The organism is Streptococcus himalayensis (genome assembly GCF_001708305.1).
GTDB lineage: Bacteria > Bacillota > Bacilli > Lactobacillales > Streptococcaceae > Streptococcus > Streptococcus himalayensis.
The window spans coordinates 592,065-608,478 of record NZ_CP016953.1; the positions used below are offsets into that span (position 1 = coordinate 592,065).

Genomic DNA, 16,414 nt, shown 5'->3' on the forward strand with positions numbered 1-16,414 from the left:
ATACTAGACAGGTAGTCGTCTCATCTATACATTGAAGCGGAATTCCATAATATCCCCATCCTGAACAAGGTATTCTTTGCCTTCTTCACGCAAACGTCCTGCTTCTTTGACGGATTTTTCACTGCCATACTTTACCAAATCATCATAAGACATGGTAACTGCTCGGATAAAACCTTTTTCAAAGTCAGAATGGATGATACCGGCAGCTTGTGGAGCTTTCATCCCACGTTTAAAGGTCCAAGCACGGACTTCCTTTTCTCCTGCTGTAAAATAGGTTCCTAGACCCAGCAAATGATAGGCAGCTCGTGTTAATTTATCAACACCTGACTCCGTTAAGCCCATTGCTTCTAAAAATTCTGCCTTATCTGCTTCATCAAGTTCAGAAATTTCTTCTTCTGCACGTGCTGAAATAACGACTACTTCTGCATTTTCTGTCGCTGCAAACTCACGAATTTGCTTCACGTAGTTAATATTATCTGGATCTGCCACATCCTCTTCGCTAACATTTGCCACATAAAGAACTGGTTTTGTCGTTAAAAGGAATAATCCTTTCACCACTTTTTGCTCTTCCTCATTAAATTCAATCGTACGAGCAGATAAGCCATCTTCTAAGACTGGTTTGATTTTTTGTAGAACAGTAAATTCTGCAACAGAATCCTTATCTTTTTGCGTACGAGCCATTTTTTCTACACGCGCATAGCGTTTGTTGACACTCTCTAAATCTGCCAAAATCAATTCTAAATTGATTGTTTCAATATCGGCCATTGGATCCACAAAAGCAGACTCACGCCCTTGTTCCCGCATGACATTTTCATCATCAAAGGCACGAACGACATGAACAATGGCATCAACTTCACGGATATTGGCCAAGAATTTATTTCCAAGACCTTCCCCTTTAGAAGCCCCTTTGACAATTCCAGCAATATCTGTAAATTCAAAGGTCGTTGGAACTTTCTTCTGCGGTTTGATCAACTCTGTTAGTTTATCCAATCGTGCATCTGGAACCTCTACTCGTCCAACATTGGGATCAATGGTCGCAAACGGGTAGTTTGCGGCTTCTGCTCCTGCTTTTGTAATTGCATTAAATAGGGTTGATTTCCCAACATTGGGCAACCCAACGATACCTGCTGTTAAAGCCATTTCTATTTCTCCATTCAAAAATTTCAATCAAACCTATTATAGCATAAAATCAAGTAAAAAAGCCTATCAAACGACAGACTTTTTTAGGAACTAATTAAGAGAAGTAGTTCCCCAAACTCCTATAAGATTTAGAAAACAATAAATCAAAAAAATAATCAATAGAGTAGCAAGGACATTGGCAACTATAATCCAGTAAAGTCTAATCAACTCCTTTATATCGACCTTCTTTTTTTCAAAAACTCTTTCAATTCTCACTTCTGGAGTTTTTGCTAAGACCAACTCATCCAGACTGACCTCTAAACATGTAGCTAATGTGATAAGATTTTCCATATCGGGTGTTGCATCGCCGTTTTCCCATTTGGAAATGGATTGACGTGAAATAAATAGTTTTTGAGCCAGCTCTTCTTGAGAAAGACTCTTAGCTACACGTAGTGCTTTTAGTTGCTCTGAGAATGTTTTCATAACAACGACCTCCTTTATTATTTGTACTTTTATGTTCATTATAAGCCAATCAGTGATATTTGAAAAGCACTTTTCTCCGCAACTGGAAGTTGCAAAGAGGGCTCATATTAGCTTCAGATAAGGCTTTACACAGTTGACAAAACAATGAGAGATAAGAATTTTTTTATACATATATCAATATTCTTGTAATAAAGGAGGTTTTGATGAAAAAAACACTTAGAACCAGCTATAGCTATGTACAAATAAAAAATGGATTACACACTCCATTGATTTTCAAGAGGAAACATTCGCTTCAAATCTAGTACTACTCTACTCAATCAAACTGAATTCAAGGAAGTCAAAAATGGCTCCTTCGAATCTCTAAAGAAACCATAAAGAGGAGATTGTTTGCATCCCCTCTTTTTCTATAGTATTTTTTTTAATTTTCGTTCAAAGTCATACCGGCTCATCATGATTAGATGGTCACAATTCGTGCAGCGGATTTTAATATCAGCACCAAGACGTTTAACTTCCCAACAATTGGCCTTTTTGCCTGTCGATTTTATTGTACAAGCATGAGGTTTTTTCATTTCGACTAAACTTCCAACTTCATACATTAGTTTGTTCTCACTGGCGTAATCAATTGAATAAAGCTATCCGTATCATCTTCCGGAACTAACGTAAACGGACGAACAGCTGAAATAAAGCTAATTGTTACTTCCTCACTGTCAATAGCCTTTAAGGCTTCGATTAAGTATGTTGGATTAAAGCTAATGGCTAACTCCTCTCCAGAAGAATGGACCGTATCAATTTCTTCATCCACTCGACCGACTTCAGGTGAATGAACATGGGCACGTACGACTCCTTTTGCAATTTCTAATTTGACAGTCCCATTTTGTGTCGCATTAGATAACAAACGAGCTCGTTCCATGGACTGACGGAGTTTATTGGTGGTAAAAGTCACCACATTGGTAAATTCAGTTGGAATCAAACGATCCGTATCAGGATAATTTCCTTCTAACAGGCGTGTGTAGAAGCTAATATTTTCACTTCTAAAGAGCAATTGGTTATTGGCGAAGAAAATCTCCACCGTTTCAATATCGTCCGTAAAAACGGCTGAAAATTCGCGTAGGGAGCGACTAGGAATCACAACATCAAAATTATCTCCTGTTTTCTCCAAGGTGATCTTCTTTTGACTCATTCGATGGGAGTCTGTTGCCACTGTTTTTAAGGATTGATTATCTGTTAAAACAAAATGAACCCCTGTTAAAATAGGACGACTTTCTTGCGTACTGGCTGCAAAAGCTGTTTCATTGATGATTTGTTTGAGAATCTTCGTTTCTAAAATCAGAGGATTACTTGCAGCAACCTCCTGAATCCGAGGATATTGATCAGGATCTTTTCCTTTTAGAGTAATTTCTGATTTTCCACTGACTAGAACGACCTGTTTTTGTTCAATTTCCTTAAAATCTAGGGTAATATCTGGAAGACTGGAAACAATATTGATAAAAAAGTTTGCTTCTAAAAGAATGGAACCTAGAGAATTAATCAATAACCCTGCATTTTCATTTTTAACAGAAATAAAGTTTTCAATAGAAATTTGTCCATTTGAACCAATTAAGGTAATTCCTTCATTGCTGACATCAATTTTGATGGTCGATAAGATTGGAATCGCATTTTTATGACTAATCGCTCGTTTAGTAGTTGTTAGAGCTTGCAAAAATAAATTTTTATTGATTGAAAAATGAATCATGAATTCTCCTTTATTTTATCTAGTATAATAAGGTTAATAGTAATAGTAGAGCGTGTGGAACCTGTGGAAAAGTATCCAGATGCTGAGTACATCAAGATTTTGCGCGTGTTTAAAAATTGTGGAAAAAGTAAGGTGGAATTCAAAAGTTATCCACAGTTAATTGATTTTCTTTTTGATGCTTTCAATTTCAAGACGCAAAGTATCATCAGTTTCCAGCCACTTTTTAATCTTATCGTAGGCATGCATGACCGTGGTATGGTCTTTTCCTCCAAATTCCCGTCCAATTTTAGGAAGACTGTTATCGGTCATCTCGCGGGCGAGATACATAGCTACTTGACGAGCCTGAACGATATTTTGAATTCGTCTGCTTCCCTTCATTTCTTTGACGCTAACTCCGTAGAAATTTCCAACTTCTGTTTGGATTTTCTCGATAGGAATAACAAGGATTTGACTGGCATCTTGTTTTCTAGCTCGAATCGCTTTTGCTGCGACATCAATCGTGATTTCCTTTATTTGATGAACTTTGGCAATCAAACTGATATCATTTAAAGCACCTTCTAAATCACGGACATTTGAATCAAACTGACCAGCCAAATATTCCAATGTATCATTGGGAAAATGATAGGGAAGTTTTTCAGTTTTGTTCAGTAGGATTGCAACACGTGTGTCAAAATCAGGAGGAGTGATGTTTTGGGTTAATCCCCATTTAAAGCGCGTCACCAGTCGTTCTTCCAAATTATCGAGGTGGTCTGGACTTCGGTCACTGGTCAAGACAATCTGTTTATTATCCCCATGCAGGCTATTAAAGGTATTGAAGAATTCTTCTTGGGTAGAGACTTTTTTTCCACCTAAAGATTGAATATCGTCAATCAAAAGGAGATCAAGATTACGGTAGGTTCTCTTGAATTTGTCCATTTCTCCCAGCCTTAAATGATCTAGAAAATCATTGATAAAGGTTTCAGCTGGGATGTATTTGACCCGTGCGTTAGGGATATTTTCTAATATTTGATTGCCAATAGCATGTAGTAAATGAGTTTTTCCAAGTCCTGGACCTCCATAGATAAAGAGAGGATTATAGGTGGTTGCAAGATCTTCTGATACAGCTAGTGCTGCAGCCTTAACCCATTCATTGCCAGGCCCTTGGACAAAATTATCAAAGGTATATTTTTCTTTGAGGCCTGTTTTTAGAGGAGGGAGCTGTTCGAGTTGATAGCTTGCACTTGGGCTAGAGCTCTCTGTCAGACTGTTTTCTTCGGGGTTAGAAACCTCTTCATCACTAAAGACATAGTGAGCACTAATTTCTTGGTTAAAAATTTCAAAGCCTGCTGTAATAATGACATCTGCCAGATTTTGAGTCCAAAATAGCTCCTTGACAGGAGTATCAAGGAAAATAGTTGCTTTACTCTCTCGAATACTTAGCAACTTTGCCTCAGCTATAAAATAGCTATATGTTGTAGACGTAATTTTTTCTTTGGCTAAGAGTAGAACCCTTTGCCAAAACTCTTCTTCTTTTGTCATCGGAACCTCCTTTGCTAATAGTGAGTTTTCTTATTGTATCATAAAATCTTTTAGTTTTCCACAGGATAATTATACCACAAACTTTTAAAGTTTTCCACAGCTTGTGGAAACAAATTCACAGTGTGTGCTTCTGTTTTCCACAGCTTGTGGAAATTAAAGAGAAAACTTGGTATAACGGTATTTTTCTCGTGTATAACTCTGTGCAGAGACGAAAAAAAATAACAGCCTTATTTGAAGCTGTTAATAATTCTTTGATATTCTTCAAGATTTGAAAATGAAATCGAGAGGGTTCCATTTTGCTCCTTTTGGCTACGAATCTTAATCTGAACCTCGACCCCCAATTTTTTCCGAAGTTTCTCTTCCTCTGCTTGGATAAATTGAGATTTTTGATTGGTCTTCTTGTTTAATGTTGAGGTCTGGATAGCCTTCTCTAGCCATCTGACAGAAGGGGCTTCTTTTTCGATAATTTGAAACCAGTGTTCCTGTTCCTCTTTTTTTAAGGGAATTAAGACACGCGCGTGTGCTTGGGATAACCGTCCATCTTTAACGGATTTTTGAATGTCATCAGGTAGGGCCAGTAAACGAAGAATATTGCTAATATAAGGACGAGACTTTCCTATGCTTTCTGCAATTTCTTGATGTGTCAATCCTCTGTCAATGAGATGTTGATAGGACTCGGCTTCTTCGATAGGATTGAGATTTTCTCTTTGTAAATTTTCAATGATTGCATGCTGGATCATGTCATCATCGCTCAACTCCTTGATAATAGCTGAAATTTTTGTCAATCCAGCCAGTTTGGCTGCTCGAAATCGTCTTTCTCCTGCTAGTAATTCATAGCCGATGATATTAGACTTTCGAACAATAATTGGTTGGATAATGCCATTTTCTCGGATAGATTGGGCTAATTCTTGTAATTTTTTAGGGTCAAATTCTTTACGAGGTTGATAAGGATTGACTTGAATATCGCTTAACGGGATTTGTTGATAATGTTCCATACGTAATTAGCATAACACACCTTTACGATTCTGTAAAGGTGTGTTGACATGATTGTAAAGGATTAAGATAAGTCCTGGGTTGATTTGGTTAATGTGATAGAAACTGTTTTTTCTTTTCCATTTCGGTAAAGGGTGATAGAAATCTCATCTCCAATACTATGCTTGTAAAGGGCGGATTGGAGGTCAGTGGTGGAAGAAATTTCTTGGTCGTCAATTTTGGTAATGACATCATATTTCTCTAATTTTCCTTCAGCCGGCATCCCTGTTTGAGCAGAGCGGACAATGACTCCATTTCTGATCTTATCAGGAAGATTGAGACGAGCTAAATCAGAGCTGGTAATATGGCTCATATCAATCATTTGGATTCCAAGTGCTGGACGGATGACGCTGCCATTTTCTTCTAACTGTTTGATGATATTTTGAACATCGTTGGCTGGGATTGCAAAACCAAGTCCTTCGACAGAATTTTGTCCATCTGTTGCAATCTTACTAGAATTGATTCCAATGACTTGTCCTTGGATGTTGATGAGAGGACCTCCAGAATTTCCTGGGTTGATTGCTGTATCGGTTTGAATGGCTTGTGTCGAGATGGCTTGTCCGTCTTCTGCTCTTAGGGATACGGTTCTATTTAAACTAGAGACAATGCCCTGTGTAACGGTATTGGCATAATCTGAGCCAAGGGGGCTTCCAATCGCAATAGCAGTTTCTCCGACAGTCAGATTGTCTGAATCACCGAATTCAGCGACAGTATCAACTTCCTCAGAGCTAATACGCACAACAGAAATATCTGAATAAACATCTGTTCCAACGATGTCACCTGCTACTTTCTTGCCATCTGCTAGACGAATATCTACTTTAGAAGCACCATTGATAACGTGCGTATTGGTCACTAAATAGGCATATTTTCCTTCTTTTTTATAAATAACGCCAGATCCCTCGCTAGCCACTTGTTGGGAAGAATCAGCATTGTCATTGCCAAATAGAAAACCTTGCTTGTTCGTTTCAGCATAAGTAATGACAGATACAACTGCATTTTTGACTTTATCCACAGCTTCTGACGTTGAGGTTGTATTCTTGTAACTAGTCGGAACAGTCTTTCCAGCAGTAGTCGTTGTTGTGGTGGACTGCTTAGGGGATGGATTCGTCAGATAGGTTCCTGCCACTCCTCCGACAAATCCGACCACAAGAACAGTGAGTAGTTGCATGATTTTTTTGAAGAAATTTGAAGAATGTTTCATATCTTCCTCCTGTGATTTTCAATTAATGAAAGTATAGTAAAGGTAACTTAATTATAACTTAAATCCCAAAACTTTTCCACAAATTGTGGATAACTTTCTTGAAGTGTGAATTTCTCCAATATTGCTTGGGATTTTTAAAACATTTTTTTCTTATCCACATGTGAATAAGATGTGAAATCAGTGTGGATATGCTACAATAGGAATATGAAAATAAAACTTGTAACCGTAGGAAAATTAAAAGAGAAGTATCTTAAGGATGGTCTTGCTGAGTATGTCAAAAGGATAGGAAGATTTGCCAAGGTTGACATAATAGAATTACCAGACGAAAAAACGCCAGACAAGGCCAGTCAGGCAGAAAAACAGCAGATTCTGGAAAAAGAGGGAGAACGTATCTTAGGAAAAATTCAAGATCGAGAATTTGTCATTGCCTTAGCGATTGAAGGGAAGAATTATTCGTCGGAAGAGTTTAGTCAGGTTTTAGCAGATACAGCGATTCGTGGCTTTTCAGATTTGACATTTGTGATTGGAGGAAGCTTAGGGCTAGATGAGCGGGTAAAAAAAAGAGCACAGCTTCTCCTCAGTTTTGGAAAGATGACACTTCCTCATCAGTTGATGCGATTGGTCTTAGTCGAGCAAATCTACCGTGCTTTTATGATAAATCAAGGAAGTCCGTATCATAAGTGATTGACGAAATGAACTTTTTTTGATAGAATAGAGAGGTATTGGTCTCATAGCTCAGCTGGATAGAGCATTCGCCTTCTAAGCGAACGGTCGCAGGTTCGAATCCTGCTGGGATCAGACTAAAGAGCTGGCTATCCGGCTCTTTTTTTGTTCTGCAACATGACCGTTGGGGGACAAAAAATGACTTTTGAGAGAATTTTCCCACAATTGTGACAGGGAGGTGTAGAATGATAGATGTAAGGCAGCTTACAAAATATCAAATAAGAATTTAAGGAGATTCACAAATGAAAACGATGGAAAAAACTTTTAAAGGATTAGCACAATTTGAGGCTTTAAAATCAGACGAATTGAAACAAACCATTGGTGGGGATATGCGAAAGATTAATCCTGTATTGACACCTTTTTTCAGAAAGAAATAAAATAATTAAGGAAAAATAAATATGAATATACTATATTTTGTCTTACTATTTATAGATATTTTATCATTTACATTAATTTATAAAAAAATTTGTAAAGAGAAGAAAGTAAATCTTCCCTTTACTTTTCTGTGCTTTGGATTTCTATTGCTAAAAGATATTATAGGATATATAGGGGTGCTAGCTTGGTATTCTTTTTATGTTATTGAACCTCTGTTTATTTACTTTTATTTACGGAAATATGAGAAAGATACGAAATTAATTGCTGCTTTTTTAACTATGCTAGTCTATCAGGCAGCATTAACCTCAGAAACCTTCTTGTCAGTAATCATATCATCAGTGACTGGAGATGATTTTGTAACAAATTATTCTGGCATTTACTTTATTGCAATTGATTTGTTATCATTGTTTATTATTTTAAAGTTAATTGATTATTTTGACATTAATATCTATAAATTTTTAGAACCGTACTTTAGGGAGTATTTGAGAACAGTAACCTCTTTTTTACTTGGAGTTCATCTTTTTTTGAACATTTCTCACTGGATTAGTAATTTTACAACTTTCAATAGTTTTGCAAGTATGATAACCACTATTTGCTTTTTGGCATTTATTGCTACACTCCTATACTTAAAGTCTATTCGTGAAAAATTTGAAAAAGAAGTGGAGTTGGAGCAAAAAAAGAAAGAGCAGCTACAATTGCAGCAATATACGGATGAAATTGTGGATTTGTATAATGAAATTAAAGGTTTTCGCCATGATTATGGAGGGATGCTGGTCAGTTTTCAAGCAGCTATTGACAGTCAAAATATGGCAGAGGTTGAGCGAATTTATCAAGATGTGTTGGTTCGTGCAAATGAAAAATTGAGTTCTGATAGATACACTTCGTTTGATTTGAATAATGTGGGAGATTCAGCTTTGCGAAGTATGCTTACTCAAACCTTGTTCAAGGCACGTGAGCATCAGATTGAGTTGACATTTGAAATCAAAGATTATGTTGGAAAATTGCCAATTCAACTTCTTGATTTGGTTCGGATGACGAGTATTTTGTTAAATAATGCGGTTGAAGGTGCGGCAGAAAGTATTGCCAAAACCCTAAATGTTTCCTTGGTTGATTTGGAGGGAGAAGTAATTTTAGTCATTCAAAATTCACGCAAGGATCAAAACTTACAATTAAACTCTGTCTATCAACGGAATTTTTCTACCAAAGGTGAAGGTCGTGGGACTGGTTTGACGACTGTTAAGGAAATGATTGACCAATACGAAGGATTGGTTTTAGATACAGAAATCACAAAAGAGCATTTTACACAAGTGTTAAGAATTAGAAAGGTTTATCGATTATGAAAGTTTTAGTATTGGAAGATGAATTGACTCATCAAATTCGAATGGAGAGCACTTTAGCAACTATTTCAGAGGAGATGGGATTTGCAATCAAAGTGACAACTACCGGGAAAATTAGTGAATTTAAGGAATATGTCGAAAATGAAGAAGTGAATCAGCTATATTTCTTAGATATTGATATAAAAGGGGAAGAGACAAAAGGATTAGAAATTGCTCGTTTTATTCGTCAGCACAATCCTTATGCCATTATTGTGTTTGTGACCACGAAATCAGAATTTGCAACCTTGACCTTTAAATATAAGGTGTCAGCACTTGATTTTATTGATAAAAATTTGGGGGATGATGCCTTTAAAGAACACATTCAAAGTGCTATCGAATATACTAAATCAACCTTGCTTGAAAATCAAGATATGGTCGATTATTTCGAATATAGCTACCGTGGTGGTGAGGTCAGAATTCCTTATCAGGATATTCTTTATATTGAGACAACAGGTGCTTCTCATAAACTACGGATTGTAGGGAAGAATTTCTTTAAGGAATTTTATGGAACCATTTCTGATATTCAAGAAAAAGATGAGAAAAGCAATCGTTTTTTCTCTTGTCATAAGTCTTATTTAGCAAATATTGGGAATATTCAAGGCTATGATAAGAAAAGCAAGGAAATTATTTTTTATGAAAATCATCGCTGTCCAATTACTCGAATGAAAGTTGGCAAATTAAAAACTTTGTTGGAAGAAAAATAAAATTTTTTTCAAAAAAGTATTGACAAAGTTTTTCAAACTGGTATAATAGTATATGTTCTGTTAACGAACATATGGTCCGTTGGTCAAGGGGTTAAGACACCGCCTTTTCACGGCGGTAACACGGGTTCGAATCCCGTACGGACTATATTATCCGCCATAGCTCAGTTGGTAGTAGCGCATGACTGTTAATCATGATGTCGTAGGTTCGAGTCCTACTGGCGGAGTTCATGGAACCAGATGAAACCTTGCTTAACAAGGTTTTTTTATATATTTTTAAGCAAATTTTTTATCAAACGAAACAATCTCAAGAAATAAATTTTTTTATCCTCTGTATAGGAGAGGTTGGAGATTGACAGCTTGTTGAGGAGCTGATGTATAGAATCTCTATTTCGATAATTTTATACTGACCAATTTTTTTGAAAGAACGTAAAAGACTTAAAACCAAGGTTTGGAATCTGTTGGTTTTAAGTCTTTTTGTATATTTGTTGTTTGCTATTTTTAGGATCTAGGAATGTCTGTTTGTCTGTCTGTTTTGCCATCGATGGTAGAAGATAAATAATAGAATGCCAGAAAAGAAGCAAATACTCCCTATTTTGAACCCTTGAGGGATAAAATGAAGAGTGACTATCCCATTTCCTTTTTTGACATCTACTTTCATCAATCCTTTTTGAACTTTCTGAATAGGTAATGGTTTGCCGTCTTGAGTGGCTGTCCATCCCTTATCGTAGGGAAGAGTAAAGATAAGAGAGGTATCTTTCTGAGCTTGGTAGTGAGCTGTTACGGTATTTTTGGAAGATATTACAGTTACATCTTGCTCTTTGATTGTATCAATTGCTTCTTGGAAATGTTCCGTATTGACACGATAAAATTCAGGAGTGTTGAAGGAAACATGCTTATTGTCTGGAAAGGAAATTCGAATGGTTGCCGTTGTTTTCTCTTTAAAATATCCTAAATTAAAGAAGGGGAAGACATTGTTGAGAGAATAGTGCATTGTTTGATCATTGACAGTGATGTCGACTGCTTCTTTGTCACTATTTGAAAAAGTCAGATGTGCAAGTGTGAGATAGACTTGGCTGTTTGCTGGGATATCTATTGTGTAGCTGGCACTGGCTATATGCTCATCGTTAGAGGCATCAGCATTGACAGTGATTCGGCCGTTAATCTCTTGTGTAGCTTGTGAATCTTTAGGGGTTAGTCGATAGTAATACTGCAAATCCAGACCGGATAATTGATTGAGAAACTTACTTTGATTGTCTAAGGTTAGGTTATCGAACTTGACATCTTTGTAACGATTGTTTGACAGTATTGCAAGGGGGAGGGAATTTTTATTTTCAAATAAGGTCAAGTGCTCTGCTGTTTCAAGCGGTGTAAATCCGTATTTGTTAGGATTTGATTCAGAAATGTTATACTTAATAGCCATTAAGCTATCCATGAGAATACTGTTATTTTGATAGCGGAGATTGAGATTGGTCCCAGAAGATTTGAATCCTAATTTGTCCATTGTAGAACTTGCCGCAGTATTTCGGACAGAGGAAAATTGTGAAATGCCATTGTAGTTGTATTTCATACTGTCATTTCCAGTTTGGGCTACTAGTTTTTCAGTTCGGAAAAATTCGTCATTCTCTTGTTTGGCAAAATTTACGAGTTTGTTCATTTCTTGGCTATCTTTCGCATAGGAATCTCGACTGGAAAATACCCATTCAGAGGCGATACCATCGATTTGATAAAAAGTGTTAAGTCCCAATTCAAATACTGCAAAGAAGAGACTGGCTAGCAGAAAGATGTGTTTTGGAAGAGATTTTTTAAAAAAGGTTGTAAAGATAAGGAGATAGGCAACGAGGAATTCGACCGTAAGAGTGTACTGAACCATTCCTAGAAAATCATAGTGTTGCCGATAGATAAAGGTTGCTAGAAAGCCGATGAACAATAAGAAAAATGAAAGGAGAAAATGCCACAGGTGAATGTCTTTTAAGCGTTCTAAACTTTCAGCTGCCATATAAAGAATGACCACTGAAAGGAGCCAAGAATAGCGATGGAGAAACATATTTGGCGCGTGCATACCCTGCCAGAATAAATCTAAAGGAGAGAGATAAAAACTTGCAATGAGAATGCCAAGGAGCAATCCATATAAAAGTTTCACGTGAAACTGGATCTGTTTTAGGAAGAAAAATAGAACAGCAAAGATGAGTGGAATCAATCCAACATAAATCATAGGAATGGATCCGTATTTTGTGGTGTCAAAAGAGCCGATGAAATTTTTAGCGAAGAAATCAAGATACCAACTATCTTCTGTCCATAATGTTGACACCTTTGTCAACTTCTCACCGTGGGTTCTCAAATCTAAAAATGTGGGAAGAAGCATAATCATGCTGGTCAATCCAGCTAAAAGGGAGACAAAGAAAAAATCTCCAAAGCTTTTTATTCGCTGTTTAAAATCCCAAGATAGTTGAACTAGATACCAGAGAGTTAAGAAAATAGCGACCATGTATCCAAAATAATAATTTTGGATAAATAAGATTGACAGACTTGTAAAGTAGAGAACGCGTTTTCTTTGAGTAATCAATCGGTGTAAACCAAGTAGGATAATAGGAAAAAGGATAAAGACATCTAACCAAGTTTTAATTTCTAATTGGCTAGTTGCAAAACTCATCAGTGCATAGGATGTTGACAGTAAGAGTAAATGTGGATGAGAGATGTGTTTAAAAATTCCCTTTAAGCTCATAAAACTGGTCAATCCCATAAGTCCAAATTTAAGAATTGTCAATAAATAGACTGCATCTGGCATACTATGAACATCGAAAAAATAAACCAAAGGAGATAGAAAACTGCCTAAATAGTAGCTGGATAAAGCATAGAAATTAAGACCTAGTCCACTGGTGAAGGTATAAAAAAGGCTATCAGAACCATGGAGGATATTTCGAAGTGTGGTATCGAAAATCACGTATTGATGAAAACCATCGCCAAGTAAGGGAGAGGTCGAACTGCCCCAATAAATTCCTTGACTAGCATAGGAAACGGTCATAATGAGTGCAGGAATGAGAAAAGCTGCAGGATAATGCCCATGTTTTTTGAGAATGTTGTAACTATTTTTCATGTGGAATGTCAAATTCTTTCTTGGCTATTTTTCTTTATTATACCATAAAAAAGGAGTGGATGATTGGGTAGCACTTGAGGCCTCTCAGGCCCTCATGTAAAGAATAATCAATCAGCTACACTATCTTCTATCGTTAACGACTCTGTCAAGTTAGTTGAGGGATAAAAGCAGAGGTTGGGACACTTCGTCTCAACCTCTGTTCGTTTATTCTTTCCAAAGTTCTTTGACTTTGGCTTGTACTTCATCATTTTCTAGGAATTCATCGTAAGTTTCGTCAATTCGGTCAATGACCCCATTTTTTGAAAGTACGATAATGTGGTTGGCAAGGGTTTGGATAAACTCATGGTCATGGCTCGCAAAGATAATGGATTCTTTGAAATTTTTAAGCCCGTCGTTGAGACTGGAAATAGATTCCAAATCCAAGTGATTGGTAGGATCGTCCAAAACAAGGACATTGGATTTCAGCAACATGAGTTTTGAGAGCATCACGCGCACTTTTTCCCCCCCTGAGAGAACATTGACAGATTTGTTTACTTCATCACCAGAAAAGAGCATGCGGCCCAAAAATCCACGCAAGAAGGTATTGTCATCTTCTTCCTTACTAGCAAATTGGCGGAGCCAATCAAGGATAGAATCGCCGCTTGCAAAATCACGGCTATTGTCTTTTGGAAGGTAGGATTGACTTGTGGTCACTCCCCATTTCACGGTTCCTTCGTAGTCAATGTCTCCCATAATGGCACGAATCAATGCTGTAGTCTGGATGTCATTTTGTCCGATGAGAGCTGTTTTGTCTCCTGGACGAAGGATAAAGCTGATGTTGTCTAAGATTGTTTCGCCATCAATCTTAACAGAGAGATTTTCAACGGTTAGAAGGTCATTTCCGATTTCTCGCTCAGCTTTGAAATTGATGAAGGGGTATTTACGGCTTGATGGTACAATTTCCTCTAATTCAATCTTATCAAGCATTTTCTTCCGTGAGGTTGCTTGTTTTGACTTAGAAGCATTGGCAGAGAAACGAGCGACGAATTCTTGTAATTGCTTGATTTTTTCTTCTGCTTTGGCATTGCGGTCAGTGAGGAGTTTCGCTGCAAGTTCGCTTGATTCTTTCCAGAAATCGTAGTTTCCGACATAAAGCTTGATTTTTCCAAAATCAAGGTCTGCCATGTGGGTGCAGACTTTATTCAAAAAGTGGCGGTCATGGGATACAACGATGACAGTATTGTCAAAGTCAATCAGGAAATCCTCTAGCCAGGTGATAGATTGAATATCTAGACCATTGGTCGGCTCGTCCAGAAGAAGCACATCTGGTTTCCCAAAGAGAGCTTTAGCAAGAAGAACCTTGACCTTATCACCGTTTGCTAACTCACTCATATTTTGATAGTGAAGTTCTTCAGGGATATTTAAGTTTTGAAGGAGCTGTGAAGCTTCACTTTCAGCTTCCCAACCACCAAGTTCAGCAAATTCTCCCTCCAGTTCGGCAGCACGGACACCATCTTCATCAGAAAAATCAGGCTTCATGTAAATCGCATCTTTTTCTTTCATGATGTTATAAAGGTGCTCATTTCCCATAATGACAACATCAATAGCCCGTTCTTCCTCGTAGTCAAAATGATTTTGACGAAGGACGGATAAGCGTTCATCTGGCCCAAGAGAGATATGTCCTGTTGTGGGTTCGATATCTCCAGCCAAGATTTTTAGGAAGGTAGATTTTCCAGCACCGTTTGCACCGATTAAACCGTAGGTATTTCCTTCTGTAAATTTAATATTGACATCGTCAAATAATTTTCGATCGCTAAAACGTAGCGACACATCTGATACTGTAAGCAAAATAATTCTCCTATTTCTTATGTTTCTCCTCAATTTTACTAGAAAATCTGACTTTTTTCAAATGATTGGAGAATTATTTCAGGATCAGAAATATCTTCCTCATTTTTTATGAACATGGTATAATGGAAAGGAAAGTATTCAAGGAGTAAGAAAATGACCAAACCAATTATTTTAACAGGAGACCGCCCGACTGGCAAATTGCATATTGGCCACTATGTCGGTAGTTTACAGAATCGTGTTCGTCTACAAAATGAAGAACAGTATGAAATGTTTGTCTTTTTAGCAGATCAGCAGGCTTTGACAGATCATGCTAAGGAGCCACAAAAGATTGTTGAGTCGGTTGGGCAAGTTGCCTTAGATTATCTAGCAGCAGGATTAGATCCTGAAAAATCTACCATCTTCATTCAAAGTCAAATTCCAGAATTGGCTGAGTTATCGATGTATTATATGAACTTGGTTTCATTAGGGCGTTTAGAGCGGAATCCGACGGTTAAGACTGAGATTGCTCAAAAAGGGTTTGGAGAAAGTATTCCAACTGGATTTTTAGTCTATCCGATCGCTCAAGCGGCAGATATTACAGCCTTTAAAGCAAACTATGTACCAGTTGGTGTCGATCAAAAACCGATGATTGAGCAGACACGTGAAATTGTCCGTAGTTTTAATCATGCCTATCAGACAGATGTACTAGTTGAGCCAGAGGGGATTTATCCGACACATGAAGGGGCTGGTCGATTACCAGGATTGGATGGCAATGCTAAGATGTCTAAGTCGCTCAATAATGGGATTTATCTGGCGGATGATATGGATACTCTGAAGAAAAAAGTGATGAGTATGTATACAGATCCTGATCATATTAAGGTTGAAGATCCAGGAAAGATTGAAGGCAATATGGTTTTCCATTACCTAGATGTCTTTGGCCGTGAGGAAGATAAAGCGGAAATAGAAGCTATGAAGGAGCACTATCAACGGGGTGGTTTAGGAGATGTAAAGACCAAACGCTATCTATTAGAAATCTTAGAACGAGAACTAGGTCCTATTCGTGAACGTCGCCTAGAATTTGCGAAAGACATGGGTGAAGTTTATAACATGCTTCAAAAAGGAAGTGAAAAGGCACGGCAAACAGCTGCTCAAACTTTATCGGAAGTAAAAGCAGCCATGGGGTTGCATTATTTTAACTAAGGAATTTCAAAAACTATCGTGTATTTCAATAAATACGATAGTTTTTTATTT

The 16,414-nt window shown here is 37.3% G+C and carries 15 protein-coding genes and 3 tRNA genes; 9 read left to right on the plus strand and 9 right to left on the minus strand.

All coding sequences use genetic code 11. The annotated features are described in order from the left end of the window. Window positions 1-24 precede the first annotated feature (24 nt). The 7 genes from ychF to BFM96_RS02970 all read right to left on the minus strand — a co-directional run bounded on the left by ychF (window position 25) and on the right by BFM96_RS02970 (window position 7,085). Entirely contained in the window at window positions 25-1,140 is a 1,116-nt protein-coding gene (gene ychF / locus BFM96_RS02940; protein WP_068990073.1) for a redox-regulated ATPase YchF, read from the minus strand. Window positions 1,141-1,230: 90 nt separating this feature from the next. Continuing rightward, window positions 1,231-1,602: a helix-turn-helix domain-containing protein gene (locus BFM96_RS02945; protein WP_068990076.1), complete on the minus strand. Its 372-nt coding sequence runs from the start codon at window positions 1,600-1,602 to the stop codon at window positions 1,231-1,233. A 404-nt stretch (window positions 1,603-2,006) separates the two neighbouring features. Continuing rightward, window positions 2,007-2,198 (minus strand): DUF951 domain-containing protein, encoded by a 192-nt coding sequence (locus BFM96_RS02950; RefSeq protein WP_068990079.1) that lies wholly within the window; start codon window positions 2,196-2,198, stop codon window positions 2,007-2,009. Further along, window positions 2,198-3,334 (minus strand): DNA polymerase III subunit beta, encoded by a 1,137-nt coding sequence (gene dnaN / locus BFM96_RS02955; protein ID WP_068990081.1) that lies wholly within the window; start codon window positions 3,332-3,334, stop codon window positions 2,198-2,200. The genes BFM96_RS02950 and dnaN overlap by 1 nt, the downstream gene beginning before the upstream one ends. Before the next feature lie 156 nt (window positions 3,335-3,490). Next, window positions 3,491-4,852 carry a chromosomal replication initiator protein DnaA gene (gene dnaA / locus BFM96_RS02960; RefSeq protein ID WP_068990083.1) on the minus strand — a complete coding sequence of 454 codons (1,362 nt, stop codon included), beginning with the start codon at window positions 4,850-4,852 and terminating at the stop codon, window positions 3,491-3,493. 227 nt (window positions 4,853-5,079) lie between these two features. Beyond that, window positions 5,080-5,847: a ParB/RepB/Spo0J family partition protein gene (locus BFM96_RS02965; protein ID WP_068990086.1), complete on the minus strand. Its 768-nt coding sequence runs from the start codon at window positions 5,845-5,847 to the stop codon at window positions 5,080-5,082. Between the two features lie 62 nt (window positions 5,848-5,909). Next, window positions 5,910-7,085 carry a S1C family serine protease gene (locus tag BFM96_RS02970; protein WP_068990089.1) on the minus strand — a complete coding sequence of 392 codons (1,176 nt, stop codon included), beginning with the start codon at window positions 7,083-7,085 and terminating at the stop codon, window positions 5,910-5,912. A 204-nt stretch (window positions 7,086-7,289) separates the two neighbouring features. Here BFM96_RS02970 and rlmH point away from each other — a divergent pair, with 204 nt between their 5' ends. From rlmH to BFM96_RS11430, 8 genes are all read left to right on the plus strand, one after another. After that, window positions 7,290-7,769: a 23S rRNA (pseudouridine(1915)-N(3))-methyltransferase RlmH gene (gene rlmH / locus BFM96_RS02975; RefSeq protein WP_068990092.1), complete on the plus strand. Its 480-nt coding sequence runs from the start codon at window positions 7,290-7,292 to the stop codon at window positions 7,767-7,769. A gap of 40 nt (window positions 7,770-7,809) precedes the next feature. Beyond that, window positions 7,810-7,883 (plus strand) — tRNA-Arg (locus BFM96_RS02980). Between the two features lie 167 nt (window positions 7,884-8,050). Continuing rightward, window positions 8,051-8,185, plus strand: coding sequence for a ComC/BlpC family leader-containing pheromone/bacteriocin (locus BFM96_RS10785; RefSeq protein WP_083201733.1), 135 nt, complete (start codon window positions 8,051-8,053; stop codon window positions 8,183-8,185). 15 nt (window positions 8,186-8,200) lie between these two features. Further along, on the plus strand, window positions 8,201-9,523 hold the full coding sequence (locus tag BFM96_RS02985; RefSeq protein ID WP_068990095.1) for a GHKL domain-containing protein: 1,323 nt from the start codon (window positions 8,201-8,203) through the stop codon (window positions 9,521-9,523). Further along, complete coding sequence (gene comE, locus BFM96_RS02990; protein WP_068990101.1) at window positions 9,520-10,263, plus strand: competence system response regulator transcription factor ComE; 744 nt, start codon at window positions 9,520-9,522, stop codon at window positions 10,261-10,263. Before BFM96_RS02985 ends, comE begins: the two co-directional genes overlap by 4 nt. A 73-nt stretch (window positions 10,264-10,336) precedes the next feature. Then, window positions 10,337-10,408, plus strand: a tRNA-Glu gene (locus BFM96_RS02995). A gap of 5 nt (window positions 10,409-10,413) precedes the next feature. Continuing rightward, window positions 10,414-10,487, plus strand: a tRNA-Asn gene (locus tag BFM96_RS03000). A 3-nt stretch (window positions 10,488-10,490) separates the two neighbouring features. Continuing rightward, window positions 10,491-10,616, plus strand: a complete 126-nt coding sequence (locus BFM96_RS11430; protein ID WP_262981929.1) for a hypothetical protein — start codon at window positions 10,491-10,493, stop codon at window positions 10,614-10,616. A gap of 152 nt (window positions 10,617-10,768) precedes the next feature. On the opposite strand, the gene BFM96_RS03005 is transcribed toward BFM96_RS11430, so the two are convergent. Together BFM96_RS03005 and BFM96_RS03010 are read right to left on the minus strand one after the other, a co-directional pair. After that, a complete protein-coding gene (locus BFM96_RS03005; protein WP_068990103.1) occupies window positions 10,769-13,357 on the minus strand; it encodes a YfhO family protein in 2,589 nt (862 codons plus the stop codon). A gap of 204 nt (window positions 13,358-13,561) precedes the next feature. Continuing rightward, entirely contained in the window at window positions 13,562-15,184 is a 1,623-nt protein-coding gene (locus BFM96_RS03010; RefSeq protein ID WP_068990105.1) for an ATP-binding cassette domain-containing protein, read from the minus strand. Window positions 15,185-15,337: 153 nt separating this feature from the next. On the opposite strand from BFM96_RS03010, the gene trpS reads away from it, so the two are divergent. Next, a complete protein-coding gene (trpS, locus tag BFM96_RS03015; RefSeq protein ID WP_068990108.1) occupies window positions 15,338-16,363 on the plus strand; it encodes a tryptophan--tRNA ligase in 1,026 nt (341 codons plus the stop codon). Window positions 16,364-16,414 lie beyond the last annotated feature (51 nt).

Excerpts from the sequence above, each read along its gene's own strand:
- ychF (WP_068990073.1), bottom strand. The coding sequence starts at position 1,140 with ATGGCTTTAACAGCAGGTATCGTTGGGTTGCCCAATGTTGGGAAATCA.
- BFM96_RS02945 (WP_068990076.1), bottom strand. The coding sequence starts at position 1,602 with ATGAAAACATTCTCAGAGCAACTAAAAGCACTACGTGTAGCTAAGAGT.
- BFM96_RS02950 (WP_068990079.1), bottom strand. The coding sequence starts at position 2,198 with ATGTATGAAGTTGGAAGTTTAGTCGAAATGAAAAAACCTCATGCTTGT.
- dnaN (WP_068990081.1), bottom strand. The coding sequence starts at position 3,334 with ATGATTCATTTTTCAATCAATAAAAATTTATTTTTGCAAGCTCTAACA.
- dnaA (WP_068990083.1), bottom strand. The coding sequence starts at position 4,852 with ATGACAAAAGAAGAAGAGTTTTGGCAAAGGGTTCTACTCTTAGCCAAA.
- BFM96_RS02965 (WP_068990086.1), bottom strand. The coding sequence starts at position 5,847 with ATGGAACATTATCAACAAATCCCGTTAAGCGATATTCAAGTCAATCCT.
- BFM96_RS02970 (WP_068990089.1), bottom strand. The coding sequence starts at position 7,085 with ATGAAACATTCTTCAAATTTCTTCAAAAAAATCATGCAACTACTCACT.
- rlmH (WP_068990092.1), top strand. The coding sequence starts at position 7,290 with ATGAAAATAAAACTTGTAACCGTAGGAAAATTAAAAGAGAAGTATCTT.
- BFM96_RS10785 (WP_083201733.1), top strand. The coding sequence starts at position 8,051 with ATGAAAACGATGGAAAAAACTTTTAAAGGATTAGCACAATTTGAGGCT.
- comE (WP_068990101.1), top strand. The coding sequence starts at position 9,520 with ATGAAAGTTTTAGTATTGGAAGATGAATTGACTCATCAAATTCGAATG.
- BFM96_RS11430 (WP_262981929.1), top strand. The coding sequence starts at position 10,491 with ATGGAACCAGATGAAACCTTGCTTAACAAGGTTTTTTTATATATTTTT.
- BFM96_RS03005 (WP_068990103.1), bottom strand. The coding sequence starts at position 13,357 with ATGAAAAATAGTTACAACATTCTCAAAAAACATGGGCATTATCCTGCA.
- trpS (WP_068990108.1), top strand. The coding sequence starts at position 15,338 with ATGACCAAACCAATTATTTTAACAGGAGACCGCCCGACTGGCAAATTG.